Below are 26,356 nucleotides of genomic sequence, written 5' to 3'. Positions count from 1 at the left end.
GGGGGGTTGGGGGTCAACGTCGGGGGGGGGGGGGGGGGGGGGGCGCCGGGGGGGGGGGGGGGGGGGGCCCCCCCCCCCCCGGCGGCGGATCAGACCTTCTGGACCGTCCACGCCTGCGTCGGCCGGCCGTCGGCGCGCTGCAGGTCGAGCAGCCAGTCCCCGTAGTACGGGCGGTTGCTCACGGTCAGGGCGAAGCCGCCGCTCGGGTCGGTGACGGTGAACGCGCCACCGCGGGACGACACCTTCCACTGCTGGGCGCCGTTGCTGCCGCACGGCTGCTGGGCGATCCACATGCCCGCGGCCGGGGCTCCGCCGGTCTGCAGGCACTTGCCCGAGACGGCGGACCGGATGCGGACGAGCCCGTTCCCCGCGTCGTCGAACAGCCACTGCTGCTGGGCGTAGCCGTTGGACCGCGCTCCGACGAGCACCGTGCCGTCGGCGGAACGGCCGCCCCACAGCTCGGCGGCCATGCCGGTGCTGCCGTTGCCGAGGGTGTAGCGGGTGCCGGGCGTGGTGGTACCGCCTCCTGCGGCCGTCGTACGGAACGAGGTGGCCTTGCCGGGGCCGCTGTCACGGCCGGCGGCGTCGCGGACCGACACGGCGACCTTGTACTCGGTACCGGGCTGGAGGTTGTAGATGCGCAGCGCCTGCGACTGGACCCAGGTCAGGTGCTTCCCGTTCAGCAGGACCTGGTACCACGCGGCCCCGTCCACCTTGGGCCAGCTCACCACGACGGAGGTGGCCTGGATCTGGGCGGCCTTGACCGCCGGGCCGCCCGTGGGCTGCTTGGTGGGCGACGGGGTCGGCTTCGGCGTGGGCTTGGGGTTCGGGTCGGGGTTCGTCCCGTCACCGCCCTTCGCCCGCATCAGGAACTGGTTGTCGGCGATGTTCCAGTGCGTGGCCAGGTAACTGCCGGGCTTGGGGCTGGTGTGGAAGTAGTCGTCGTGGTTGCAGTCCAGGATGTTCTCGGCGGCCTGGTTGCTGCACACGTAGCGCATCTGCGGGTAGTACGGGGTGTCCGAGTAGCACATGACGTCGTACTCGTCCGTGCAGTGCGCGCCGCGGCTGGTGTTGGGGGCGCTGTTGTTGACCGCGCCCAGGTTGTGGCCGAGTTCGTGCGCCGCCGTGTGGCCGCCCCAGCAGCCCGAGTCCGTACGCCCGTAGGAGGGGCCGAAGTTGCTCTGGTTGTTCTGGCCGGGCCGCTCGTCACCGGCGAAGGTGCCGATGCCGCAGTAGACCTGCGTGTCCGCGAAGATCATGTACTTACGGTCGCGGCGGTCGAGTCCCTTGCCCGCGAGCGCGTTGTTCGTCGCGCTGAACTCGGACAGTGCGGAGGCCGGGAGCTCGATGTTGAGCACGGTCGGCGTGCAGTCCGCGGCCGTCACGTAGCGGATGTGGCGGACGCCGCCGGTCTCCTGGGCGCTCGCCGAGTAGATGAGGTCGGCGTCGGCCGCCCACTTGCGGAACGAGGCGAGGTACTCGGAGTACCGGTCGCGGTCGGGGCCGTGGACGTACACGACCTGCACGCGGTTGCCGGTGCTGCCGTCGCCGTCGCACTGGACGGTCTGGCCCGCGGGCCCGGCGGCGACGGCCTGGCCGCCGGACGACTGGGCGGGTGCCGGGGCGGCGGCGGGAGCGGACTTGGCGGACCGGGCGTCGGCGGCGGGCGCGTCCTGAGGACGCCCGCTGCCTTCGACCGCGGCCTGGTCACCGGGCTTCGCCGGGTCGGCCGCCGGCGCCGTCGTCTTGACGGCCGGGGCGATGTCCGCCTTGATGTCGACGCCCTTCGGCGGGGCGTCGGGGCCGTGGGTGCAGAGGCCGGCCTCCGTGCGGTAGACGCCGATGCAACGGTCGCCCTTCGGGGCGGGCTTGAGACCGTCGTAGACCATGCCGCGCGCGCTGTCGTTGGCGGGCTCTCCCACGATGGGGGCCGGCTCCTGGTCCCGGGCCGGTGCGGCGGCCGGTACGAGGGTGTCCGCGGCCGCTTCGGCCTGTGCGGGGGTCCCTGCCTGGGCGTCCTCTCCCAGTCCGGAGTAGGCGAGGCCTCCCGCGATCACCGCCGCCGTGGCCATGGCGGCGGTGAGAAGTATCAACCGTCTGGGCTTGCGCCGGTGTTCGCGCTTCTTCCTGCGGTGGCTGGTCATGCGCACCTCAAATCCTTGGTCGGAGGAGTGGGTGCGCGGAAGCCTGCCAGATGAGCGCGGTGGAGAATTCGGACAAACGGGAATGACTCTTGAGATATCTGACTGTTACCTTCGCGTTTGATTTGATGAACAGTCAATTCCCTTTGATTCAAGGGCAGTTACGCGCGTAGTGGCTTAATGGTCCAGGCCTTTTCGGTGATCTCGTTACCGAATCGAAATAACCGGTACCGCCTTGTTGACGGTAATTCAGTCAGGGATTCACCTAATTACTACCTGCTGAATTCCCGTCGTCACGAGCCGTGAGGAATAGACCCCTCCGGCCGACGAGGATGCCCGTCAGCGTCAGCAGGAGCCCGCAGAACTGCCGTGCGGTGAGCGCCTCCCCGGCGAGCGCGGTGCCCAGCAGCACGCCCGTCACCGGGTTGAGGAGACCGAGCAGGCCGACCGTCGCGGCCGGCAGTCGGCGCAGCCCGGAGAACCAGGCGGCGAAGGCGAGGGCGGTCGCCCCGACGCCCACGTAGCCGAATCCGAGCAGAGCCGGACGGTCGACCGCCGCGGGCGTCCCCTCTGCGGCGACGGCGAACGGCAGCAGTACCAGGCCACCCCCGAGCAGTTGCCATGCGGTCGACGCGAGGACGTCGACCTCCGCGTCGACCTCCGCGTTCCGGCGCTTGGCGAGGATGTAGCCGAGGGAGGACATCGCCATGGCGGCCACGGACGCCAGCACGCCGAGCGCGTCGACGGCCACGCGTCCCGAGAGCAGCATCAGGCCGACGCCCGCCACCCCGATGCCCGCCCCGGCCGGCTGGCGCGGCATCGGCCGCTCGGCCACGACCGCCCAGGCGATCAACATCATCACCAGGGGCGCCGTGGCCATGACGGTCGAGGCCGCGCTGGTCGGCAGGCGCTGCGCGGCCACGTACACCAGCGCGAAGAACCCGCCCATGTTGAGGACGCACAGCAGTAGGGACCTCCACCACTAGGCGCCGCGCGGCAGGGCGGGCCGGACGGCCAGGAGCAGCAGGCCCGCGGGCAGGGCCCGCAGGACCGCCCCGGCTGCACCGCCTCGGCCTGCTGCTGACGGAGCGCCTCTGCCTCGTCTACCGCCGCTACGGACTGAGCGAAGGGGAGTTCGACGTACTGGCCGCCCTGCGCCGTGCGGGTGAGCCCTTCGAACGGGCCCCGGGCGAACTCGCGGCGCACACGATGGTGACGACCGGGGCGATGACCAAGCGGATCGACCGGCTCGAACGCGACGGCCTGGTCACCCGCCGTCGCTCCGCCGAGGACGGCCGGGGACGCGTGGTCGCCCTCACCCCGGCGGGCCGGGAGCTGATCGACCGGGCCTTCGCCGAGCACATGGAGAACGAGCGGAGCCTGCTCGCCGGGATGTCGCCACAGGACGCCGCCCGGTTGGAATCCCTCCTCACTGCCTGGCTGGCCCGGATGGAGCCCCCGCCCCCCGGCCCGTGAGCGGAGCCGGAGCCGTGGCGGGAGCCCGGGTCAACGCGGGCCCAGCTTGACCCACTTGGCCGTACTCGGGATCCCCTTCCCGTCGAGCAGGAACAACATGTAGTGGCCGGGCGGGGCGTCGGCCGCGCTCGGCGGGGTCCGCAGCCCGACGGCCTTGCCGCGCACCGCCGTGATCGGGAGCTCCAGATGGCGCTGACTGGTGTTCACGGCATGGGTGACGGTGGTGGGCGCCAGCAGCACGGCCCGCTTGACCCGCGCCGCCGTCGAACTGGTGACCTCGAAGCCCCTGCCGTAGCCGAGGGTGCCCGTCGGCGCCCGGTCGAGCGCGGGCCGGCCGCCCCGGTGGAGGTACGCGGGCTCGTACAGCTCGATGCTGCCGTCCGTCCCGTCGTTGATGTCGGGGTCGTTGGCGATCTGCTGCAGCTCGTCGCCGGTGATCATGATCCGGCCGTCCGGGAGCACCAGGGCGTTGGAGTGGTAGCCGCGCGGCAGCCGCTGGGCCGGTCCGAGCCGCCAGCGGCCCTTCGTGTCCCGCAGTTCGATCTGCCGGTACTTGAGGTCGGCCCGCGGGTTGAACGGGCCGTGCCCGTAATCCCTCGTGTCCAGGGCGCCGTTGACGGTCAGCAGGGTGGCGTCCGGCAGGATCAGCGTGTCGTCCTGCGTGCGGCCGAAGGCCCGCGGCGACTCGGTGGTCCAGCGGCCCCGCGACAGCCGGTACGTGTGGGGGTCGCGCGGGTCCCCGCCGAGGACCAGGACGGAGTCGGGGCCGCGGAAGCCGGCCGGCAGCGGCACCGCCGAGCCGTATCCGCGGAAGTCCGCCGGCCGCCGCGGCAGGTCCTTCCGGGTCTCCTTCACCGGGTCGAAGAGCCACTGCTGGTCGGCGTCCCGCCCGAGGCCGTAGATCATCCCGTCGCGCAGGGAGAACAGGTGGGGATAGTCGTTGCGGAACGGCGCGTCACTGCGCAGCCGTTCGACGCCGAGGTCCACCGGGATGTCGTACGAGAGCCAGGGGACGGGATGGCGCCGCGCCGGGAAGCGCTCCACCACGGGGGTGGGGGTGCCCGTACCGCGCTCGGACTGGCCGGACATGATGATTTGGCGCCCGTCCGCCCCGGTCACCACCGACGGGTACCAGCGGCCGACGGACATGTCGCGGTTGCGGAACCACGTCTCCGTCCAGGGGTCGAAGACGAAGGACAGCTTGGCGCCGCTGCCGCCCTTGCCGCCGGTGTTGCCGCCGAACACCCCGACCATGCCGTTCGGCAGGAACGCGTGTCCGGCGCAGAAGAACGGAGCGGGGCGCGGGGCGTACGTCCCGTCCGGCATCAGGACGGTGGGCGGCTCGACGTTCTTGAACGCCCGCGGCCCGGTGCCCCGGGACGGGTCCCACAGGTAGGCGCGGCCCGCGTTGGTCCGGCCGATCCGGTCGGTCGGACCGGTCTCCTTGGTGGGATTGACCTCCACCCGCTCGAAGGAGAAGAGCAGCACCTTGCCGGTCGGGAGCAGCGCCGCGTGGACCCCGAAGTCGGGGGAGGGGAAGTACTCCGTGAACCGGCCGTACGCGGCCGCGCTGAAGCGCGCGTTGGCCTTGCGCTGCGAGGCCCGCAGGGCGCCGAGGCTCGCCGTCCGTGTCGACTGCGGGTACGCCTCGGAGCCCTTGACCGCCTGCCGCCGCTGCGCGTGGGCGCGGGCGTGCTCCTGTCCGATCACGGCGGCTTCGTCGGGCTGCGGCTCGGCGGCCTGGTCGGCCTGCTGGGGCTGCTCGGCCTGCGGCGCGGATGCCGGTGCCCCGGCGACCCGGGATCCGGCGGTCGCGGCGCTCCCGTCGTCCGTGGGGTGGTGTGCCGGTCTTCGGACGAGGGCGGAAGCGGGCGCGGGCGGCGGCAGGGCCGAGGCCCCCAGAAGGGCCGCCACCGTGCACAGGGTGAGTGCGGCGGACCGCTGTACGTACCGACCCGGCATGAGCCCTCCTCCGTCAGCGAGACGCCCATAGTAGGAGAATCAGGTCAAAATTCTTGTACGTGGCGGGGGTGAGGGGCCATTCGGCGGCCCGGGCCGGTGCGCTGAATCGTTTCTGCGGTGAACCGGGCCCTCCAAGCGGGTGAGACGGCGTACCCGGTGCCGCTCCGCCGACGCTCCGGAGCGCTTCCATGACGGGGTGATCAAGACACTTCGCGCCGCCATGACGGCCGTAGCCGTGACCGGAAGTCTCCTCACGCTCTCCCCCTCCGCCGGGGCGACGGCCACCCCCACGGCCGCGCCGCCGACCGAGCGGGTCACCGTCGACGTCGCCACCGTGAACGGGTCGGGTTGCCGCCCCGGCACCGCCACCGTCGCCGTGGCCCCCGACAACACCGCCTTCACCGTCACCTACAGCGAGTACCTGGCCTCGGCCGGCGGCGCCAGCACCGCGGTCGCAGGACGCAAGAACTGTCAGCTCGCCCTGGACGTGCACGTCCCCCAGGGCTACACCTACGCGGTCGCCCAGGTCGACTACCGCGGCTACGCCAAACTGGAGGAGGGCGCGATCGGCACGCAGAAGGCCAGCTACTACTTCCAGGGCATGAGCGCCACGGCATCCCGGACCCACAAGTTCACGGGGGCGCTCGACGACAACTGGCAGGTCACCGACACCGCCGGGGTGGAGGCCTTGGTCTTCGCGCCCTGCGGCGCCCAGCGCAACTTCAACATCAACACCGAACTGCGGGCCGAGGTGGGCGACTCGGACCCCGCGAAGACCAGCTACATGGCCGTCGACTCGACCGACGGCACGATCAACACCGTCTACCACTTCTCCTGGAAGAAGTGCACCGTCCGCCGCTGAACCGGCCGGTTCAGGGGCGCCCCGTCGCCCGGGCGCGATAACGCCCGGGCGTGGTGCCGAACTCCCGGCTGAACGCGTGCGAGAACGCGTACGGCGTCCCGTAGCCGACCCGTCGTGCGACGGCGGCCAGCGGGTCCGGGGTGTCACGCAGCAGGGTGGCGGCGTAGGTCAGCCGCCACCACGTGAGGTACGCCATCGGCGGGCGCCCCACCAGGGCGGTGAACCGGCGGGCCAGGGTCGGACGGGAGACACCCGCCGCGGCGGCCAGCCGGTCGGTGGTCCATGGGGCGGCGGGATCCGAGTGCAGTGCCCGCAGGGCGGCGGCGGCCACCGGGTCGCCCAGCACCGCGGACCAGGCCCCGGTCGACCCCTCCGCCATCCAGGACCGGATCATGTAGACGAGCAGCAGGTCCAGCAGGCTGGGCACCGCCATGCAGGAGCCCGGCCGCTGCTCGCCCAGCTCACCGCCCAGCAGGTCGATGGCCGCGCGGAGTTCGGGGTGCGAGCCGACCCGGTTCGGCAGATGGACCACCTCGGGCAGCTCCCGCATGAGCGGGTGGACGCGGCTGCGGTCGAGCCGGTACTTCCCGCACAGCAGCTCCACCCCGCCGCCGGCGCCCGTCCGGGCCGGGTCCCGGAGCGGTCCCGCCGGCTGCGGGCGCGTCGCGTCGGGCCCCGGATCGACTGCCCCCGCATCGTCCGCGCGCGGACCGAACTGCCCCGGATCGAAGGGCGCCGCGCGCTCCACCGTCGCCGCATCGGCGGGTGAGTCCGCGATCACGTGCCCCGCGCCGTGCGGCAGCAGCACCGCGTCACCTGCACCCAGCACGACCGCGTCGGCGGCGCCGCCTCCGTCCGGCAGCATCCAGCAACTGCCCTCCAGCACCACGTGGAAGCCCGCGCCGTCGTAGGGCGCGAACCTCCTGCACCAGCTTCCGCTGACCCGCACCCGCTGGGAGGAGGGCCGGCCGATCCGCACGGCCGCGATCGCGTCGCTCACGACATCCATCGCATCAGCCTATCCACGGGATCGCCCATGAGCTTCCCGCGTATTTCCTTGAGTCCCCTGCGCATTGAGCCGCTCAGCCGGCCCCTCCTAGGGTCGAGCCATGAACACGAACGAGAGCAAGCAGGGCATCCTGCTCGGCGAGGTCGAGATCAACCGGGTCGTGGAGTGGCAGGGCGCGTTCGCCCCGGCCCGCACCCTCGTGCCGGACGCACAGGCCGAGCTGTGGAAGGACAGCGAGGCCTGGCTCGCACCGGACCACTGGGAGCCCGGGAGCGACCGCGCGGTCCTCGCGCTCCAGACCTGGATCGTGCGCAGCGCCGGACGGACCGTCCTGATCGACACGGGAGTGGGCAATGGCCGCGAGCGGCCCGGCTCCCCTCAGTTCCACCAGCGCCAAGGCGACTTCCTCGGCGACCTGGCCCGGGCCGGGGTCCGGCCGCAGGAGGTGGACATCGTCGTCAACACCCACATCCACGGCGATCACGTCGGATGGAACACCGTCGCCGCGGACGGGGGATGGACCCCGGCCTTCCCCAACGCCCAGTACCTCATCCCTGCCGCGGACGACGCGTACTTCGGACCGGACAACGGCTACGGGAAGGGCCTGCGGGAGGACGACCGGTTGATCTACGAGGACAGCATCGCGCCCGTCCACCGGGCCGGGCAGGCCGTCCTGTGGGAGGGCGTCCACCGCATCGACGAACACCTCACCCTGGAGTCCGCGCCGGGACACACCCCCGGCTCCTCCGTCCTGCGGCTGCGGTCCGGCAGCGAGCGGGCGGTGTTCGCCGGTGACCTGCTGCACAGCCCGGTGCAGATCCTCGAACCCTCCTGCAACAGCTGTTTCTGCCTGGACGCCGAGGCTGCCGCCGCGAGCCGCCGCAGGATCCTGGAACGCGCCTGCGATGAAGGCGAGTTGCTGATCCCGGCGCACTTCGCCGGAGCCGGTGCGGTCGAAGTCCGGCGCGCCGGGGGCGGATTCACCGCCGGACGGTGGATCCCCTAGCCCCGGGTGAAGCCGGGCGGGTGGCCGCCATCAGCAGGACCCGCCGCCACCCGCAGGACCCGTAGCGCCAACTGGATCTCCAGCGCCCCCGCCGGGCTGTTCCAGTCCGCACCCAGGATCCGGCCGATCCGGTCCAGGCGCTGCACCACGGTGTTGACGTGCACGTGCAGGGCGTCTTTGGTCCTGGTCAGGCTGGTCCCCTGGGCGAAGTACGCCTCCAGGGTGCGCACCAGCTCGGTGCCGCGCTGCGCGTCGTACTCCAGGACGGGCCCCAGCACCGTGTCGACGTACGCGCCCACGTCCGCCCCGTCGCCGAGGAGCAGGCCGAGGAACCCGAGGTCGGGCAGGCCGGCGCCGCAGCCGGTGTGACCGAGTGCGTGCAGGGCTTCGAGGCAGCGCACGGCCTCGTCGTACGCGCCCGGCAGTTCCGCCGGGCCGGCGGCGGGGCCGGCGCACCCGGCGGTCACCGGACCGCCCACGGCCCGGCCCAGCTCCGCCGCGAGCGCCCGGGCGAGTGTGCCGGGCGCCTCGGCGGGGGCGAGGAGCACGACGCGGCCCTGGTGCACCCCGGCGAGCCCGTTGCGCGTGTGCGCCCGGCGGGCGGCCTCCGTGGCCAGCCGCGACCGCAGGCCGGGATCGCAGTCCATGACCACGAGGGCGTGCGGGCGGGTGAGGTCGACGCCGAGCTTGCGCGCCCGCAGGAGCCGGCTGCCGGTGTCGCGGGCGCGGCCGGGCTGCTCGGGAGCCAGCAGGTCCCCGAGGAGTTCACCGCGCACCCGGTCCTCGGCCTGCGCGATGGAGCGGCGCAGCAGGAGCAGCAACGCCGTCACCAGCCCGGCCCGTTCGAAGAGCCGCCGCTCGCTGTCGCTGAGGTCGGCCCGGCCGGCGAGGGTCAGGCTGCCGAGGGGCTCCGGCCCGGCAAGGACCGCACAGACCCACAGCCCGTCGACCCGGACGGCGTGCCCGTCGGAACGCGAGGCGGCGAGGCCCCGGGCCGGTGGCGGCCCGATCGGGTCGTGGCCGGAAGGAGAGTGCGGGTCTGCGGGCACCCGGGCCAGCTCCGCGCCGTCGGCGTCGTGGACGGCCAGGCCGCCGCCGAGCAGGGCGGCGACCTCCCGCGCCACATCGCCCACCTCGCCCCCGCGCAGGACCAGGCGGGTCAGCCGGTCGTGGGTCTCGGCGGCGAGCCGCATCGCCTCGCTCTGGGCGCGGGCGGTCTCGGTGGCCGCGCCCAGCTCGACGAGCGCGGCGCGGGTCTCCTCCAGCAGCCGGGCGCTGTCGATGGCGACGGCGGCGTGGTCGGCGAGGGAGGACAGCAGGGCTACCGCGTCGGGCGCGAAGTCCCGGACCGCCCGGTCGGCGGCGTACAGCACCCCGATCACCCGGGTGCCCACCCGCAAGGGGACCCCGAGGATGCCGCGCAGACCCTCCTCGCGCACCCCGTGGTCGATGGCCGGGGTGTGCCGGAAGCGGTCGTCGGCGCGGTAGTCCGCGCTGGCGTACGGGCGGGCGGTCTGCGCGACCAGCCCGCCGAGCCCCTCACCCATCCCGAGCCGCAGCTGCTGGAAGGCGGCGGAGACGGAGCCGTCGGTCACCCGCATGAACGTGTCACCGGCTACCGGGTCGTTGAGGGTCAGGTACGCGACGTCCGTGCCCAGCAGCATGCGGGCCCGGTGCACGATGGCCCGCAGCACGGCGTCGAGATCCCGCAGCGCCGCGAGGTCGCCGGCCGTGTCGAACAGGGCCGTCAGCTCCGCCTCGCGCCGCCGGTGCTGGTCGAGCGTGCCGCGGATGTCCAGCGCGACCCGCGTGGCCTCCTCGACCAGGGCCTGCTCGGCCGGCCCCGCCCCGGCCGTACGGGCCCGCGCGGCGGGCCGGGTGAACTGCTCGACGGCCGCGCCGCTGCGCAGTAGTTCGAGCAGTTCCCGCAGGGCGTGCGCCGCCCGCCCGGATGCGGGGTCCTTCTCGGGCTCCGAGGTCATGGCGGCATTCTCCCGTGGCGGGCCCGGCCGGATCAGGCGGGGTCCGGGGTGGTCTCCGCGGGCAGCCGGCCCGTACGGCCGGGCGCGGAGGCGGTCGGTCCCGTACCGGCCAGGTCGCGGCCGCGGGTCTCCCGGGCGAGGACGACGGTGAGGGTGGTGACCAGGGCGGCGGCGGACAGGTACACCGACACGGGGACGGAGGAGTGGTAGTCCTTCAGCAGCTCCACGGCAATGACGGGCGCCGGCGCGCCGGCGATGATCGAGGCGAGCTGGGAGCCCATCGAGGCACCGGAGTAACGGACTTCGGTGTCGAACATCTCGGAGATGAAGGCGGCCTGCGGTCCGTACATCGCGCCGTGCAGCAGCAGACCGGCGGTGACGGCGGCGGTGATGACGGGGAACGACTGCGAGTCGACCAGCGCGAAGAACCCGAAGGCCCACAGGGCCATGCCGACGGAGCCGATCAGCGTCACCGGGCGGCGCCCGATCCGGTCCGACAGCGCGCCCCAGGCCGGGATGGCGACGAAGTGGACTGCCGAGCCGATCAGTACGGCGTTCAGCGCGGTGCTTTTGGGCAGGCCCAGGTGGGCGGTGACGTAGACGAGGAGGAAGGAGGTGAGGACGTAGTACGAGATGTTCTCGCCGAAGCGGGTCCCCATGGCGGTCAGCACCTGCGCTCGGTTCCTGCGCAGCACCTGCACGACGGGCGCCTTCTCCCGCACCCCGCGGGCCGCCTCGGCGCGGGCCTTGGTCTGCGCGGCGAGGAAGACGGGGGACTCCGACACGGAGAGCCTGATCCACAGACCGACGACCACGAGCACCCCGGACAGCAGGAACGGGATCCGCCAGCCCCACGCCAGGAACGCGGCGTCCGACTGCACGGCGGCGAGCAGCGCGAGCACTCCGGTGGCCAACAGGTTCCCGCCGGGAGCCCCCGACTGCGGCCACGAGGCCCAGAACCCGCGGTGCCGGTCGCCCCCGTGCTCGGACACGATGAGCACGGCCCCGCCCCACTCCCCGCCCAGCGCGAAGCCCTGCACGAGCCGCAGCACGGTGAGCAGGACGGGCGCACCGACACCCATGACGGCGTAGGTCGGCAGCAGTCCCATGGCGAAGGTCGCCCCGCCCATCATGACGAGACTGACCACGAGCAGCTTCTTGCGCCCGACCTTGTCACCGAAGTGCCCGAACACCACCCCGCCCAACGGCCGGGCGAGGAACCCGATGGCGTACGTGATGAAGGCGATGAGGGTACCGGTCAGCGGATCGCCGGTCGGAAAGAACAGCTTGTTGAACACCAGCGCCGCGGCGGTGCCGTAGAGGAAGAAGTCGTACCACTCGATGGTGGTCCCGATCAGACTGGCGGCGACGATCCTCCGAATGCCTGACGGGGTGGTTCTAGCCGTTGCGGGGGAGACCATGTGCACCACTTCCAGGGGACCTCGGGGACGTTCCGTGTCGCCACAACGTAGAAGTCCCCAGGTCAACGGCATATGTGGCGGGCCATCACAATCGGGCGGCATCCTGTGTTCGCCATCACCACCCGGTCGGCGTCGGCCCTGGGGCGGGTACGGCCGCGAAGGACGCCGGCCCGGGTCGTCCAGCAGGGCCGTTCGGGTCATCCGGCTCGGGCGGAGGGTCGGGCATGTGCCGCAGGGCGCGCAACGGCGAGAGCGCCAGGACCACGAGCGGTACGACGAGCAGACAGGCACCGACGACGAGCGCGGGCCGTCCGCCGGCCCAGGTGCCCAGGCCGCCGGCCGGCAGCGCCCCCAACGGCCGGGCCCCGGAAGTCAAACAGGTGCTCAGGGCTTGCATCCGAGCTTGCATGTGGTACTCGATGACGATCTGCCGGATGGACCGCTGGGTGGTGCCCGCCGCTGCGGCACAGGCCAGCTGCAGGAACAGGGTCGCGCTCGCAGCCCCCAGCAGGTGTTGAGAACTGCCAAGGCCAGCGAGGTCGTGGCGTTGACCCAGGTCAGCAGTGGCGTGGCCTGGGCCACCCGCTACGACAAGACCGCCACCTGCTACCTCGCCGGACTCCACCTCGCCGCCATCTTCATCTGGTCAGCCAGGGTGATCCGAGGAAGCGCCCTAGCCGCCCTTCTCGAAGGTGCCGAGGCCGTTGGCGTCCAGGTACTCCACCCGCATCCTGCCGTCGGTGAAGGTCACCCCGGTGCGGCCGATGGCGTTCTCGCCGACGGTCTCGAAGCTGAAGGTGTCCCCGTCGTAGTGGGTGAGGGGGAAGTCCATCGGCTTCGGTCCCAGGTGCAGCACCAGCCCGCCGCCCGGGCCGGCCGTGACGGTGGCCCGCCCGTAGAACGGGTTGGTGTACGTGCCGGTGTACGCGCTGTCCGCGCGGGCCGGCTTCGCGTCCGCGGGCGGCTTGGCGAAGTCCGTCTTCGAGCGGCCCTCGCCGAGCTGCTGCTTGTAGGCCTCGGCCACGACGGGCAGCCAGTCCCGGCTGGGCTTGCCGAACTCGGCGGTGTCGAAGAAGTCGAGGGCGACGGTGTCGGGGAGACCCGTGGGGGCGCCGTTGGTGAGCACCACGATGGCGAGCTTCTCGGCGGGGACCAGCGTGACGTTGGTGTTGGCGCCAAGTGCGAAGGCGCCGGCGTGGCTCAGGCGCAGGCGGCCGTGGTCGTCGTAGCGCACGTTCCAGCCCAGGCCGTAGAAGCCGGGCTGGGTGTTCGGTTCGGCGGCCGGCTGGCTGATGCTGTGCGGGAGGTGGGTCTCGGCCAGGCCGGCGCTGTTGATGACCTGCTTGCCGTCGATCTTTCCGCCGCCCAGCTGGAGGCGTAGCCAGCGGGCCATGTCCCGGGCGTTGGAGCTGACGCCGCCGGCCGCGGTCTGCGCGTCGGCGTCACGGACGTAGCGCGGCTTCCAGGTGCCGTCGTCGGTCTTGACGTGGGTCAGGGCGCGGTCGGCCGCCTTCTCGTAGTCGCTGAAACGGGAGCTGGTGTGCGTCATCCCGGCGGGCTTGTACAGCAGGTCCTCGGAGAGCTTGTCCCAGGGCACGCCCTTGGCCTTGGCGACGGCCTCGGCGGCCGCGGTGAAGCCGAAGTTGGTGTACGCGTAGCTGGTGCGGAACGGGCTGAGGGGCTCGTAGCGCAGGTGCGACAGGATGTACGCCTGGTCGTATCCCAGGTCCTCAAGGAGGTCGCCCGAGTGGTCGGGCAGGCCGGAGCGGTGCGAGAGCAGGTCGGCCGCGGTGACGTGCGAGCTGACCCAGGGGTCCTTGAGGGTGATGCCCTTGAGCGGGTCGTCGAAGCCGTCGGCGCCGAGGGCTTGTGCCAGCACGGTGGAGGCCACCGGCTTGGAGACCGACGCGAGCTGAAAGACGGTGTCCGGGCCGACCTTGTCGCCCGGGGCGTCGGTGCTGCGGACGCCGAAGCCCTTGAGGTAGACGACCTTGTCGTCGTGGACCACGGCCACGGAGACGCCGGGCACCCCGGTGCGCCGCATGCCGTCCTGCACCCGCGAGTCCAGCGCGTCCAGGGCCCTCGCCACGTCGAAGCCGCCGGGGCTCGGCGACGGTGCGGCGGCGACGGTCGCGGCGGCCAGGGCGAGCCCGGCGGCCGTGGTCAGCCCCCTGCGCTTGCTGTTGCGTCGCATACGTTCATTGAACGCCGGTTCCGCGTCGGGCGCCCGGGGAGAGCCGGGGCACGGAAAACGGCGGCGGGCCGCGCTCGCGGCCCCGCCGGCGTGGTGGACTGCGTCCTGATCCGGAAGGCAGGCCCTAGGTGTATTGACCCGCAGCGTTGTTCACGCGGCTGACGGGCGGGTGTCCGCCCGGTGCGGTGTGGCAGCGATGGTGGTCCGATCTGGCAGTTGCCGACCTTGCCCAACGTGCCGGAGTACTGGCGGGCCACCCCGGGCGAGGCCTTGCCGTCCTTGGGGAAACCGGTGTCGTCAACCACCCACACCTGCGGCCGCACCCCCCGCACCGCCCGCCAGGCCAGCCGGGCCCGCACGTCGGCGACAGGCCAGGTCGAGGACGTCATGAACTGCTGCAACCGCTGATGGTCCACCCCGAGCCGCTCGGCCATCGGCTGCATCGACTTCCGCCGACCGTCCAGCAGCAGCCCGCGCATATACAGCTGACCCTTCTCCAGCCAGTCCCGCCGCACCAACGGCTCGAACACCTCGGCAGCGAACTCCTCCAACCGCACCCGCACCGCGGCAAGCTCCCCAGCCCTCATACAGCCAGCGAACTACCAGACACCCGACGCGACAAGACCGGCTGACAAAGCACTACTAGACACTGTCCGGCGGATCACGCTTCGGGGTCGAGGGTCCGCAGGTCGTAGAGGTAGGAGCGGTCGTTCTTGAAGCTGCGCCAGACGGTGGCAGGGGGTTCGGGTTCGTCAGCCTGGCTGTTGAGGGGATGGGCGGTGACGAGGCCGTCAGCGATCTCGCAGTGCCAGCCGTCGGTCGGCGACCAGACACACCACACCTTCCCGTCCGTTCGGCGGTAGGCGGGGCGGCCGTTGTGCTCACCGTCGCGTTCGAAGTGGTAGCGGAGCCCGTCGATGTGGCGCACGAAGGTGAAGGATGCAAGTGCCGTCATGCCTTCGGCACTGTATGGGACGACGCTGCTGGTGGCTAAGGAGTTCTGGGCGCAGCCACGTGCGGGGCGCATCTCACGGGCGGAGCCAGAGCCGGGTCGCTGCGGTGGTGACGGTGCCGTGGTAGACGTTGGCCCTCTTGTCGTAGCGGGTGGCGACGGCCCGGGAGTTCTTGAGCCGGTTGATCGTGCGCTCGACCTCGTTGCGGCGCTTGTAGATCTCGCTGTCGAAGCCGGTGGGCCGGCCGCCCTTGCTGCTGCGCCGTTTGCGGTTGGCCCGCTGGCCCTTCGGCTCGGGAATGGTGTGCTTGATCTGGTGTCTTCGCAGGTAACGGCGGTTTCGGCGTGAGCTGTATGCCTAATGGGCATCGAGGTTGGCCGTTGCCGGCCTCGGCAGGGGCCGGGCGAGACGTCTGTTCTGTAAGCCGCACCGCGGAGTGCTGCGACAAGAGGGATGCGTGCACGGCCCCTGCCTGTGCAGCCGCGGCGGCCGTACCGTGCCGTGGTTCGAGCCGTTTCCAGGGCCACCTCCCGATCAGCCGGAGCCGTGGAGCTCTTCACGAGAGCGAGGACCCTGGAGATCGCTGGGGCCACGGACGGCTGATGGGGTGGGGCGCCTGCGAGCGCCTCTATTAGGTCGCCGGGTGGCCCTGCCGCGGCTTCGAGGCCGACTGACGGCAGACGCTTCGAGGGGAGCACGCAGTGCACGTGACCTGCGGAATCGACTGGACCATCACGACATCGCGGTGGTCCAACGGTCTTTGCTGTGATGGTTTGTTGGTTTCTGGTGGGGTGTGGCCGCGTCGTTTGTAGTGGCTGACGCGGGCTTGGTGTTGTCGTCTGCGGTGCCAGTGTGACCAGTGCTGGATGTGGTTGGTCGATGCTTGGGCGGGACCGGGTGAGTCGGCTGATCAGGCGTCGGATTCGGGCAGGCTCAGAGGTATGAGCTGGGAGGATGCGTTTGTGCGTTCCCGGTGTCGAGTTCACGGGCCCGCAGGACGGTGAGGCAGGCGTGGGCGGCGATGGCCGGGGTCGCACGTTGACTCAGGAGCGCGGACGCCCTGGGGCATCGCGTTGACCAGATGGTGAGGAACACAGAGAAGTCGCCCCAGCGCATCGCCTTGTTCTCCCCTGGGCCCTTCTCACCGCGCAGGGCCCGCGTGGACCTGCGCAAGTTGCGCAACGGGAGCCGTGCCGATGTGTCCCTGTTCGTACGGCTTCGCGCATGTGTCGGCGTAGGGCGGTGCAGAATGCTGAAACCCCCTCGGCCTACGCCGTCGTGGTGCAGACGCGCGAACGGCACGGACGGGACCCTTGAACCTCAGCCAGGGGACCGCCCCGGCGTCTTCGGGTCGAGGCGCGTGGTGCCGACGACATCTGTGTTCGGCGTGTACGCGTAAGGAGTACGGCGCGGCCGCGCCGAGGGCCCCGGTACGGACGCACGGCCGGGCGGGCGCCGCCCGGTCACCGGGTCCGCCGTCACGCTGGTTGTGATGCGGCGGCCACGAGCTCCGCCGACAATGGTGGAACCAGGGCTGTGAAGGTCAGCCCACCCATCCGAGGGTGGACCTATGAACCGCAGACTGTGTCTGACTCTTCTGACACCACCGCTCGCCGCGTCGCTCGCACTCGGTACGGCCGCCGGCGCTCACGGAATGAGTGAAAGGGCTCCCGAGACCGCCACCGTCTCCCCGACGGCGGTGTGCGCGGTGGTGCGGAACACCGATGCCGCAGGTGCAGCCACCTTCTCGCTCATGGGCGAGGGGTTCAAGGAGGGACAGAAGGTTTCGTTCATCGGACCGAGCAATGCCGGAAGTGGCCTCATCGTGGACGCCGACGGCGCCTTTGTCGTGCCCATCAGCAAGGAGGGCCAGTACCACATCTCGGTGGACGACGGTGAGAGCACCGTCAAGTGCGCCAAGGCCAAGAGCCAGCAGTCGCAGAAGGACGAGGAGAAGGCCAAGGGATACGCCGACGGCTACAAGGCGATCAAGGCCAACTGCAAGGCCAAGCCGCCGCAGGGAATCGCACCCCACACCGAGACCTACAACAAGGCCTGGAATGACGGAGCCGCCGCGGCGGCCCGCGACTTCTGCTGAGAAGGCGCCCCGGCCCGGCGCCGGTCACCCCAGGTGGTGCGTCCAGCGGTAGGCCCGCCAGCGTTCCATGATGACGAGTATCTCGTGCTGGAGGAACGCGAAAAGGGCGGGCATCTCCGCAATTCGCGCCCGGCCGGCGTGTCGGTGCCGAGACCGGCAGCGCTCTCCAGCAGGGTCTTCCCCCGCAGGGTCAGGACCCGGCGTTATGCAGGACGTACCGGTCGCGCCGGGAGCCCGGCAAGCATCAGCGGCGCGGCGATGTGCGTCGCGACGACCGTGTGCTTGTCGACTCCGGGCAGGACTGCCCGCGCTCCGGGACCGGCAGGCCGACGCCGTGCACGGCGCCACTCAGTCGCCGCCGCCGCCGCCGTCGCCGCGGCGTGGATCCGCGAGCACCGGTGGCCACAGGTCCGTGAGCAGCAGGCCGGCGCGGGTCAGGCCCGCGCGAAGGCGGGATCGCGCAGTTGGCGCTGGACGCCGGCCGAGCGAACGCCCTTCTTCAGGAACCCGGTGTCATCCGCGATCAACACCGCGTCCGGGTCACCGAGTTGTTCCACTACGTAGTCACGGACGTCGTCGAAGACCCCCTCGGCGTCCCAGTCGATCCGGTTCAGCAGCCGGTTGATCCGGTCCGGACCCTGCATGCCCGGCCTCCTCGGCAACGTCCAGCCGCTCTTCCGCTCCAACGGCGCTATCAGACCCCGCATATACGCCAGCGCCGACTCGCGCGGCTCCACCCGCGAGAACGAACAGGCCCGTGCCTTGCGCGGCATCGGCGGCGAGTGGTCGCCGGGGCACCATTCTCGTTGTCCTCGGGAAGGCACTCCACGCGATGGGCCACCAGGATCGTGCCCACGCGTGCCCGCAGGAAGCTCTGGCGATCTACGACGGGACCGGAGGGTGTCCGCACTTCCCGTGACGTCCGTCGTCACCTGGGCGAGCCGTCTCCTGGAGGTGTCGCCGGGACATTCCGGTACGGGATCGGGACGTTGTCGTCACGCCGCCGGGCTGGACCCGTGGCGGAGAAGCGGCTGAGTAAGGGGCAGTCTCGTCGTTGCGGGCCGTGTCCGTGGCAGCGGACCTGTACCGACCACCGTCATGTGACCGGCCCCAGCGGTGACGGGATCATCGTGCAAGGCGGGCGCGGTGTCGGTGGGGGCGAGGGTCCCCCCCCGGCCATCGGGCCGAAGCAGGACGATCCCCGGCCGGTCGGCCAGGGCATCATCGTCCAGGGCGGCCGTACCGGGCATCCGGAGAAGAAGTCGCGTCAGAAGCGTGCCAAGAAGAAGACGAAGACCATGGCGCTGATCATCGGCGGGGTCATGGTGGTCGCCTTGGGCGGGGTGATCGCGGGCCGGTAGTTGGGCCACGACCCGGCCACCGCCCTGCCGCAGGCGGCCGCGTCTCCCACTGGTGCCGCTTCGCCCGGCGCGCCCGGCGCCCCTGCCCCTTCGGCCTCCCCCGACAGCAGCAGCCAGGCGCCCGTTCCCAGGAGTACTCCTCCCACAGAAGTGGACTCACCCACGCCCGTCACCGCAAACCCGCCCGCCCGCAGCGGCAGCAGCCCCTCGCCGGTCCGGACGGTGCAGCCGACGCAGCCGAGCCAGTCGAGCACGCCTGCTCCGGCCGCTGCAACGGTGCTGACGCTGCGTCCGACCAGCGTCCAGGAGTACTGCGCGAACGGCCAGTGGCCGAAGACCCTGTCGGTCCGCAACAGCGGGGGCGGCAACCTGAACTGGTCGATCGGTCAGGTGCCCGCGGGGGTCACCGTCAGCCAGGCCGGCGGGTCCCTTGCCGCCGACGCCTCGCAGGTCATCACGCTGGGCGGGCGGACCGAGCAGCAGCCGGCGAACGGCCGGTTCGTGATCGGCTTCTCCAGCAACGGCGGCAGCGCCCAGGTGACCGTGAACTGCGCCTGACGGCCCGGTGCCCACTACGCGCCCCGAGGGCCGCCGCCCCGCGCCCTGCCGCCGCACGCGCTCACGTGCGGGTTCCTCGGCTGGTCGCTCATCGAGGGGAGCCCGTGAACGGCTCCGGAAACAGTGGGATACTGCTGTTGGGGACAGGGGTGCACGCACCGCAACGAGACGCTCGGGCGACTCGAAGGAGGCGCGTGGTGAGTACTCCCGCCGTGCGCATCGCTGACCTGCTGGAGGACGTACCGACGGCCTCCAACCCTCCCGCACCGCTTCCCGCTCCGGATCCGGGCGAGGCACCGCGCACCGGTGGTTCCACCCTCAACATTACGGTGGTGTGGGGCGATCTCACGGAGGTTGCCGCCGATCTGCACGTCACCGGGCACTACCAGTCGGTAGTGCCCGCCGCCGCGGAACTGGCACTGGACCAGGCCATATCCGGCGGATCTCGCCTGATCATCAAGGAGCACACCAAGCTCGGCTGGATCGACGCCCAGCTGGGGGAGGTCACGTACTTCCCCTGCAAGGCGGGCCCGGTGCGGTCCGCGGCCGTCGTCGGCATGGGACCGATGGGCACCCTGACGGAACGCCGCGCCCTCCAGATGTACGCCTCGCTGCTGGGCGAAGCGGTCGCGCTCGGCCATGTCGAGAGCATGGCGACCGTGCTCATCGGCTCGGGCACGGGCAATCTGGCCGTGAGCCAGGCGGCCCGCGCCCTCGTCAGGGGGTTCGCCGGCGTCCTGGCTCTGCTGAGCCCCCCGACGCCACCGCCCCGGCTCACCGAGGTGCTTATCGTGGAGGTCGACCGGCTGCGCGCGGAGCAGCTCCACCTCGCGCTGATCACGGCAGCTGAAAGCCTGCCACAGCTGCGGATCGCCCCCCGGCTGCGCGAAGAAAGCGGCGGGCGGTTGTCCGCGCCCTCCGCGGCGGTGTACGCGCTGGCGGCGCTGGCGAGGCTGGCCGGGCCGCAGAGCACGCCCACCCGCGACGGGCCGGCGGGCACGGCCACCCGCGACGGAATGCCGGAGGGTCCGGACCGCCCGGGCAGGGAGGAAGCCCTGCGCACCGTGCTGGCCGGCTTCGACCCCGACATCCAGGGGAAGGTCCGCGAGCAGCTGGCCCACCTGGCCACGGTGGACCGCACCGACCTGTCGTTGGCGGTCGGCGGATCCGTGGGGGAGTACGACGACTCCGCACAGGTCCGGATGTCCGTCCTGTCGGGAGTCGGCGGACTGCGCTGGGCGGCGCTGACCGGGCGGGCCACCGTCCCGGAACGGCTCGTGCCCGTGGACATGGACCTGCTGCGAGAGCTGGTCAACCGGCTGACGGAACCCAGCGTCGAGGACGCACGCGAACTCCCCGACCTGCTGTCCCGGGTCGTCGTACCTCCGGACTTCCAGCGGCTGCTCACCGACGATGCGAGGGTGCTGCTGGAACTGGACCGGGACACGGCCTCCGTGCCTTGGGAGTTCCTCGCCGAGATCCAGCATGCCGACGGTGGGAGACACGATCCCCTGGCCATCCGGACCCAGCTGTCCCGGCAACTGCGCACCCCCTATGCGCGCGTGATGACCGATGCGCTGGGCGACGCGCCGCTGCGCGCCCTGGTGATCGGTGACCCGGGCGACCCGGAGAAGGGGTTCCAGCTGGAGGAAGCCCGCAGCGAGGCGCTCGCGGTCGCCGCCCGGCTGAAGAACCTGGGGGTCGAGGTCAGTCTCTTCGTGGGCGCGGCGAACTCCCGGGAGCCGGGCGTCGACCCGGCGAGGCGTCTGGACGTGCTGCGGGCCCTGCTGTCCGGGCGCCACCACATCGTGCACTACTGCGGCCACAGCGACTTCGACTTCTCCGGCACGGGACGGCGCTCGGGCTGGGTGTTCGCCGATGGTCTGCTGACCGCTCAGGAGCTTGCACTGCTCGAACGGCCGCCCTTGATCGTGGTGGCCAATGCCTGCTACTCGGCCCTGCTCGGCAGCGCCACCGGTCTCGGACGGCAGGCCCAACCGTCCGGCGCGGCGGACCGGAGTCCGTGGGGGAACCCGCAGGCCGCGCTGGTACCGAGCCTCGCCGACGAGTTCCTTCGCCTAGGTGTCGGGCACTACATCGGGGCAGCGTGGCGGATCCCTGACAAACAGGCGATCTCCTTCGCCGAGCAGTTCTACACGTACGTGTTCGAGGGCGGCCCCGGCGAGCCGGCGCCGACGGTGGGCGGTGGCGTCCGCAGGGCGCGCAAGGGGCTCTACGAGCAGTACGCCGCGGGACGGGTGCCGCCGGACATCGCGCCGAACCCGAAGCGCTGGAGTTCCTGGGCCGCCTATCAGCACTACGGGGACGCTTCGGACGTGCTCGTCCGCCATGACTCGTCCGGCACTACGGGGGGCAGCTAGGAGGTCTGCTCATGGCCAGGATCCCGATGGCCGACATCGTCGTACTGCTCCCCGGAATCACCGGGAGCGTACTGAGCAGGAACGGCAAGGACGTATGGGCGCCCTCGCCTTCGGCGGCATGGGGTGCACTGGCGAGCCTCGGCCACTCGGTGGAGTTGCTCGAACTCGGGGAGGACGACTGGCACGTGGACGATCTCGGCGACGGCGTCGTCGCGGAGCGGCTGGTGCCCGACCTCCATACCCTGCCCGGCCTCTGGAAGATCGACGGGTACACGGAGATCGAGACCTTCCTGCGGGCGCGGTTCGACCTGGCGGAAGGCCAGAACTACTTCCCGTTCCCGTACGACTGGCGGCGCGACAACCGGGCGGCCGCACGCAGGCTCGCAGAACAGAGCAGCACCTGGCTGCGGAACTGGCGCGAGGCGAGCGGCAACGCCGGCGCCCAACTCGTCCTGATCGGACACTCGATGGGCGGGCTGGTGGCGCGGTACTTCGTCGAGGCACTGGGCGGCTGGAAGGACACCCGGGCCGTCGTGACCTTCGCCACCCCTTTCTACGGCTCGCTCAATGCCGTCGAGTTCCTGTGCAACGGCTTCCACAAGCGGATCGGCCCTTTCGAACAGGACCTCACCCGCCTCCTGCGCTCGTTCACCGGCTTGCACCAGCTCGTTCCGGCCTACAAGTGCGTGTACGGGGAGGACGGCCCGGCCACCACCCCGGCGATGGCGGGGCTGCCCGGCTGGCGGCCGCAGTGGAGCAGCCATCTCACCGACTTCGCGGGGGAGATGGAGGCTGCGGCCACCGCGAACCGGCAGGACTCCGCCTGGGGGTCCAACCCGGTGGTCTACCACCCCATCGTCGGCATGGACCAGCCCACCAGGCAGTCGGCCCGGCTGGCCGACCACAAGGTCGAGACCCTGATGACGCGCGGGGACTCGGACGAAGGAGGTGACGGAACCGTGCCCAAGCTCTCCGCCGCTCTCTCCGGCACCGAGGACGCCCGCACGTTCGTCCCGCAGAAGCACGGGAGCCTGCAGAAGCAGGCCGCGATGCTCGACCACCTGCAGGGCATCCTCCAGTCCCTCCACGACATACGCGTCGGCGACCTGCGGGACGGCATGACCGTCTGGTTCAGCCATCTCGGTGACGACCTCTATCTCGCCGACGAACCCGTCGTCTGTGAGATCGGCGCCAACAGCGCCCTCAGCGGGAGCGAACTGTCCGAGGTCCCCGCCCGCCTCTCGGTGACCGACCGGTCGACCGGCCGGCCGGTGGTCGACCGCGCCGTCACGGTCCCCCGGGAGCGTCGGCGGTTCGACCTCGGCGTGCTGCCCGCCGGGACGTACGACCTGCTGGTCCGCGCCGGCCGGGGCACCGCACCGCTGTCCGACGTCTTCCTCGTTGCCGGCCCGGACGGCATGGCCGCCATGGACGGCATGGACCGCTGAAATCTGCGCACGGGCCGGTGCGAAAACAGGAAGCAGGAGGCAGGAAGCAGGAGGCAGGAGGCAACACGATGACCACCGTCGGCCATGCACCCCCCTACGGACTGATCGCCGGCGAACTCGTCGCAGGGCGTGCCGTTCCCTTCCTCGGCGCGGCCGCCTCCTATGCGGGAGTGCCCGAGGACGAGCCTCGAAGGCTGCCCGGTGGCCAGATGCTCGCCCAACGGCTGATCGACGTCTTCGAGGGCTATCCGGGCGAGGTCAGCGATCCGCTCACCCAGGTGGCGCAGTACTACGAGGAATGCGTGGCCAGCCACGGGGACATCTGCCGCTGCTTCCGCCGCGTGTTCTACGAGGAGCAGCAAGGACTGCCCCCGGCACCCACAGCCGAACTGGTGGCAGCCATCGAACCGCCCGCCGAGCGGCCCTTCGTGGTCATCACCACGAACTACGACTGCCAGCTGGAGAAGGCGCTCGAACTGGCCGGGCGCAGGTACACCGTGGTCATCCAGGACACGATGCCCTGGACCACGCACACGCTGCTGGTGCGCAAGAGCGGCGGCGCCGGCTTCCGGGCGATGCAGGGCAAGGACCTGGTACTCGACGATTACGCGGGTACGACCCTGATCTACAAACTGCACGGCGGCTTCTGCGAAGGACTCGGCGATGACGTCGACACGGTGGTGGTGACCGAAGGCGACTACATTCGCTTCGTCGCCTCGCTGACGTACAACACCGTGCCGCCCAGCGCCATCGCGACGCACATCCTCGACAAGCGGCGCATCCTCTTCCTCGGGTACTCCATGGCCGACTGGAACATGCGCGTGATCCTGTACCAGCTCGGCCAGCGCCAGCCCAGACCCTATGACGTGCCGCGTTCCTGGGGAGTCCGCAGATCGGTCTCCGTCGTCGAGCAGAGGTTCTGGGACAAGCGGGACGTCGAGTTGTTCGACATGGACCTCGCCGAGTTCGTTGTCAACCTGCACGAGGCGATCGGAGCGGCGGCATGACCACCCCTGGGACGGCCGACAACCCCTACGTGGGCCTGCGGCCTTTCACCGAGCACGACCGACACCTGTTCTTCGGCCGGAAGCGCGAGGCCGAGGTGCTGTACAACATGGTCTACTCGACCCCCCTCACGCTGGTGTACGCGCCGAGCGGCGTCGGAAAGTCCTCGCTGCTCCAGGCCGGGCTGGGTCCGGCCCTCGACACAGCCGGGGGCTTCACCCTCGTGTACGTCGACACGTGGCGGCCTCCGGTGGCGGAGCAGCTGAGCTCGTTGATAGCCGAGGACTTCAGGTCCGCGGAGCGCACGGGAGCGTGGTGCGACCAGCTGCGGTGCTACGGTGCCGAGACCGGCAGCTGCCCTGTGCTGATCCTCGACCAGTTCGAGGAGGCGCTGCGCTACCGGGACGGACTGGACACGGTCTGGGAGGAGTTGGCCGTGCTCGGCACGCACCCGCGCGGCGGGGCCCGGGTGGTGGTCGGAATCCGAGAGGACTACTTGGCCGGACTCGACGAACTGCTGAGCCGGGTGCCCACGCTGATCGAGAACGGTCTGCGGCTGGGACCCATGAGCCGTACCAGCATGCAGCACGCGTTCCGGGGCCCGCTCGACACCCTGGCGCCGCCCTTCGAAGCGGAGGACGGTCTGTTCGAAGAGCTGGTGGCGGACCTGGGCACGGAGGGGCCGAGCGGGACGAAGGGCTACGCCGAGCCCGGCTACTTCCAAGTGGTCTGCCGGCACCTGTGGGAGCTCGACAGCGACCGGCCCGACCGGACGCTCACCCGTGCCACCTATGAACAGGAAGGCCGGGCGGCCGGAGTCCTGCGGTCCTATGTGCGCGGCAAGCTGGACGATTCGATGCCGTCCGACCATCTGGAGATCCTCTACGCGATCATCCGCTACCTGGTCACACCGACCGGAGCCAAGGTACTGCTCGGCCTGGACGATCTTTCCGGGCTGGTGACGACCCGAGATTTCACCCCGCAGGCCCGCAGGATGTTCGGCCTGGACGACGATGAACAGCCGTTCGAGAGCCTCCGGCTCCGTCACCTGTTGCACGAGACGCTCGAAGCGCTCTGCGTCGGCGGGGTCCTCATCCTGCGACGCGTGGTGTGCGGCACGACAACCAAGTACGAGCTGTTCCACGACCTGCTGGGCCCCATCCTGTTGGACTGGCGGGACCGGAAGCGGTCCCGGGGGGAGCGGGATCTCGCGCAGTTGGCCGAGCCGGTCCAGGGGCTGCGCTGGACGGCCAGGGCGTCGCTCGACCGCGCGAGTGCCGGGCTCGTCTCCCTGGACGGGGAGACGCGGCGCGAGGTCGTCCGGGAACTGGGTGAAGTGCTGATGCAGTCGAAAGTGCTGAGGGAGGACACCCTTTCCCACAGCGCTCGCAGCCGGTTGGAGGAACTGCGGCAGGCCGAGGACTGGAAACTCCGCCTGGAGGCCGGGCGCGCCCTCGGTCAGCCCTACTCCGTCGAGACCCCGTCCTGGCGCCGGGCCCTGCTCGCCGTCGTGGGTTATGTCCTGCTCAGTGCCGCCACCGTCGTCGCCCTCGTGTTCGGCGCCCACGCCTTCCTGCTGGCCGTCACCGACATCGAGGTGCCCGGGCGGGGCTTCCTCGTCCTCGCCCTCGGCTGGGTCGCGCTCGTCTGGGCCCTGGTCTACTTCGCCGAAGGCGTCAGCGATCAGCTGTACTCCAGCTGGCGACCATGGCACACCCTGCTGAACGCCCCCTTCGAACCGTACCTCCAGGGCTACGGCTGGTTCGAGCGTTCTTCTGGCTGGCCGCTCAACTTCATCCTGGCCGTGGTCCCGGCGGTGGTCCTCGCCCCGGTCCTTGCCCAGGTCGCCCTGCCCTTCATGTTCTGGCTGATCGTGCTGGTCTGCCTGTGCACGGGGATCGGCCTCGTGGCGTACAACCGTGCCGTCGTGCTGATCTGACGCACGTCGGCGCGGCCCTCAACTGCTCTTGGGGACGAGGGGCTTGCGGCCGGGGTACACGTGGTCGGGGGTCACGACGTCGGTGACCGCCTGGCCGAAGAACGCGCTGCCCAGCCCCAGGACGGGTTCATGCCCGTCGAGTCCTCGACCTTGCCGGACGTCGTCTGGGCGGTGTAGCCGTGTGCGTGTGGCTCGGGGAACTCCGTCCCGGTCGGGAAGAGCGTGTGGCAGCCGCTGCGCATACCGGCCAGTTGCCGCAGGTTGATACGGTCCCCGTTCGGAACGCCGCTGACGTCCGTGCCGATCGTGTCGTCCAGGCTCATCTTCCCCTGGTCGACCAGCGGCAGGAGGGCGGTGACCGTGAACGTCTTGGTCGCGGCGGCGACGCAGACCCGGCGCAGCCGGATGAGGGTTGGTCTCACGGCCTGCCCTCCTGTCGTACGAAGACCCAGGACAACATCACCAGCCTAGGCAGTTTCGTTTGGATCAGTTGGTCGTTGGTCCGGGTGTGCCGTTGACTGATGCGCAGTGGGCGCGGATCGAGCCGTTGCTTCCGGACC

17 protein-coding genes and 5 pseudogenes are annotated in these 26,356 nt (G+C 71.1%); 10 read left to right on the top strand and 12 right to left on the bottom strand.

The genetic code is table 11. The features are described 5' to 3' along the window. Positions 1 to 89 precede the first annotated feature (89 nt). Both AB0B01_RS28250 and AB0B01_RS28245 read right to left on the bottom strand, forming a co-directional pair. Positions 90 to 2,144 (bottom strand): RICIN domain-containing protein, encoded by a 2,055-nt coding sequence (locus tag AB0B01_RS28250; protein ID WP_361724898.1) that lies wholly within the window; start codon positions 2,142 to 2,144, stop codon positions 90 to 92. Between the two features lie 316 nt (positions 2,145 to 2,460). Beyond that, positions 2,461 to 3,198 (bottom strand): annotated as a pseudogene (locus tag AB0B01_RS28245) (EamA family transporter); the annotation flags it as partial. A 2-nt stretch (positions 3,199 to 3,200) separates the two neighbouring features. Here AB0B01_RS28245 and AB0B01_RS28240 point away from each other — a divergent pair. Beyond that, on the top strand, positions 3,201 to 3,617 hold the full coding sequence (locus AB0B01_RS28240) for a MarR family transcriptional regulator (RefSeq protein WP_361724906.1): 417 nt from the start codon (positions 3,201 to 3,203) through the stop codon (positions 3,615 to 3,617). Between the two features lie 30 nt (positions 3,618 to 3,647). On the opposite strand, the gene AB0B01_RS28235 is transcribed toward AB0B01_RS28240, so the two are convergent. Continuing rightward, positions 3,648 to 5,579, bottom strand: a complete 1,932-nt coding sequence (locus tag AB0B01_RS28235; RefSeq protein ID WP_361724895.1) for a galactose oxidase-like domain-containing protein — start codon at positions 5,577 to 5,579, stop codon at positions 3,648 to 3,650. 196 nt (positions 5,580 to 5,775) lie between these two features. Here AB0B01_RS28235 and AB0B01_RS28230 point away from each other — a divergent pair, with 196 nt between their 5' ends. Beyond that, entirely contained in the window at positions 5,776 to 6,441 is a 666-nt protein-coding gene (locus AB0B01_RS28230) for a DUF4360 domain-containing protein (protein WP_361724892.1), read from the top strand. Between the two features lie 10 nt (positions 6,442 to 6,451). On the opposite strand, the gene AB0B01_RS28225 is transcribed toward AB0B01_RS28230, so the two are convergent. Further along, entirely contained in the window at positions 6,452 to 7,450 is a 999-nt protein-coding gene (locus AB0B01_RS28225) for an AraC family transcriptional regulator (protein ID WP_361724889.1), read from the bottom strand. Positions 7,451 to 7,550: 100 nt separating this feature from the next. Here AB0B01_RS28225 and AB0B01_RS28220 point away from each other — a divergent pair, with 100 nt between their 5' ends. Then, positions 7,551 to 8,456: an MBL fold metallo-hydrolase gene (locus tag AB0B01_RS28220; protein WP_361724886.1), complete on the top strand. Its 906-nt coding sequence runs from the start codon at positions 7,551 to 7,553 to the stop codon at positions 8,454 to 8,456. On the opposite strand, the gene AB0B01_RS28215 is transcribed toward AB0B01_RS28220, so the two are convergent. The 6 genes and pseudogenes from AB0B01_RS28215 to AB0B01_RS28190 all read right to left on the bottom strand — a co-directional run. After that, entirely contained in the window at positions 8,453 to 10,438 is a 1,986-nt protein-coding gene (locus AB0B01_RS28215; protein WP_361724884.1) for a helix-turn-helix domain-containing protein, read from the bottom strand. The two genes, AB0B01_RS28220 and AB0B01_RS28215, sit on opposite strands and share 4 nt — an antisense overlap. Before the next feature lie 32 nt (positions 10,439 to 10,470). Continuing rightward, positions 10,471 to 11,859: an MFS transporter gene (locus AB0B01_RS28210; protein ID WP_361724881.1), complete on the bottom strand. Its 1,389-nt coding sequence runs from the start codon at positions 11,857 to 11,859 to the stop codon at positions 10,471 to 10,473. A 673-nt stretch (positions 11,860 to 12,532) separates the two neighbouring features. Further along, complete coding sequence (locus tag AB0B01_RS28205) at positions 12,533 to 14,053, bottom strand: serine hydrolase (protein ID WP_361724878.1); 1,521 nt, start codon at positions 14,051 to 14,053, stop codon at positions 12,533 to 12,535. A gap of 203 nt (positions 14,054 to 14,256) precedes the next feature. After that, a pseudogene (locus AB0B01_RS28200) lies at positions 14,257 to 14,640 on the bottom strand (transposase); the annotation flags it as partial. 74 nt (positions 14,641 to 14,714) lie between these two features. After that, positions 14,715 to 15,008 (bottom strand): hypothetical protein, encoded by a 294-nt coding sequence (locus tag AB0B01_RS28195; protein ID WP_361724875.1) that lies wholly within the window; start codon positions 15,006 to 15,008, stop codon positions 14,715 to 14,717. Between the two features lie 73 nt (positions 15,009 to 15,081). Next, a pseudogene (locus AB0B01_RS28190) lies at positions 15,082 to 15,363 on the bottom strand (transposase); the annotation flags it as partial. A gap of 1,297 nt (positions 15,364 to 16,660) precedes the next feature. Here AB0B01_RS28190 and AB0B01_RS28185 point away from each other — a divergent pair. Continuing rightward, positions 16,661 to 17,104, top strand: a complete 444-nt coding sequence (locus AB0B01_RS28185; protein WP_361724872.1) for a hypothetical protein — start codon at positions 16,661 to 16,663, stop codon at positions 17,102 to 17,104. 464 nt (positions 17,105 to 17,568) lie between these two features. Here AB0B01_RS28185 and AB0B01_RS28180 read toward each other — a convergent pair. Beyond that, positions 17,569 to 17,877, bottom strand: a pseudogene (locus AB0B01_RS28180) (transposase); the annotation flags it as partial. 327 nt (positions 17,878 to 18,204) lie between these two features. Here AB0B01_RS28180 and AB0B01_RS28175 point away from each other — a divergent pair. The 6 genes from AB0B01_RS28175 (at position 18,205) to AB0B01_RS28150 (ending at position 25,796) form a co-directional block, all read left to right on the top strand. Next, positions 18,205 to 18,465 carry a hypothetical protein gene (locus AB0B01_RS28175; RefSeq protein WP_361724869.1) on the top strand — a complete coding sequence of 87 codons (261 nt, stop codon included), beginning with the start codon at positions 18,205 to 18,207 and terminating at the stop codon, positions 18,463 to 18,465. Positions 18,466 to 18,615: 150 nt separating this feature from the next. After that, the gene (locus tag AB0B01_RS28170; RefSeq protein ID WP_361724866.1) at positions 18,616 to 19,023 is read left to right on the top strand and encodes a hypothetical protein; all 408 of its coding nucleotides are present in this window, start codon (positions 18,616 to 18,618) and stop codon (positions 19,021 to 19,023) included. A 197-nt stretch (positions 19,024 to 19,220) separates the two neighbouring features. Beyond that, the gene (locus AB0B01_RS28165) at positions 19,221 to 21,404 is read left to right on the top strand and encodes a CHAT domain-containing protein (RefSeq protein ID WP_361724863.1); all 2,184 of its coding nucleotides are present in this window, start codon (positions 19,221 to 19,223) and stop codon (positions 21,402 to 21,404) included. An 11-nt stretch (positions 21,405 to 21,415) separates the two neighbouring features. Next, a complete protein-coding gene (locus tag AB0B01_RS28160; RefSeq protein WP_361724860.1) occupies positions 21,416 to 22,852 on the top strand; it encodes a hypothetical protein in 1,437 nt (478 codons plus the stop codon). A gap of 68 nt (positions 22,853 to 22,920) precedes the next feature. Further along, positions 22,921 to 23,859 (top strand): SIR2 family protein, encoded by a 939-nt coding sequence (locus AB0B01_RS28155; RefSeq protein WP_361724857.1) that lies wholly within the window; start codon positions 22,921 to 22,923, stop codon positions 23,857 to 23,859. After that, a complete protein-coding gene (locus AB0B01_RS28150; protein ID WP_361724854.1) occupies positions 23,856 to 25,796 on the top strand; it encodes a hypothetical protein in 1,941 nt (646 codons plus the stop codon). Before AB0B01_RS28155 ends, AB0B01_RS28150 begins: the two co-directional genes overlap by 4 nt. 104 nt (positions 25,797 to 25,900) lie before the next feature. On the opposite strand, the pseudogene AB0B01_RS28145 reads toward AB0B01_RS28150, so the two are convergent. Further along, positions 25,901 to 26,188: pseudogene (locus AB0B01_RS28145) on the bottom strand (serine hydrolase); the annotation flags it as partial. Positions 26,189 to 26,356: the final 168 nt, after the last annotated feature.

The sequence above is a fragment of the Streptomyces sp. NPDC044571 genome (assembly GCF_040647115.1).
In the GTDB taxonomy this organism is placed as follows: Bacteria; Actinomycetota; Actinomycetes; order Streptomycetales; family Streptomycetaceae; genus Streptomyces.
Note: the sequence above shows the minus strand (reverse complement) of the source record. Positions and strands in the feature narration are given on the sequence as shown.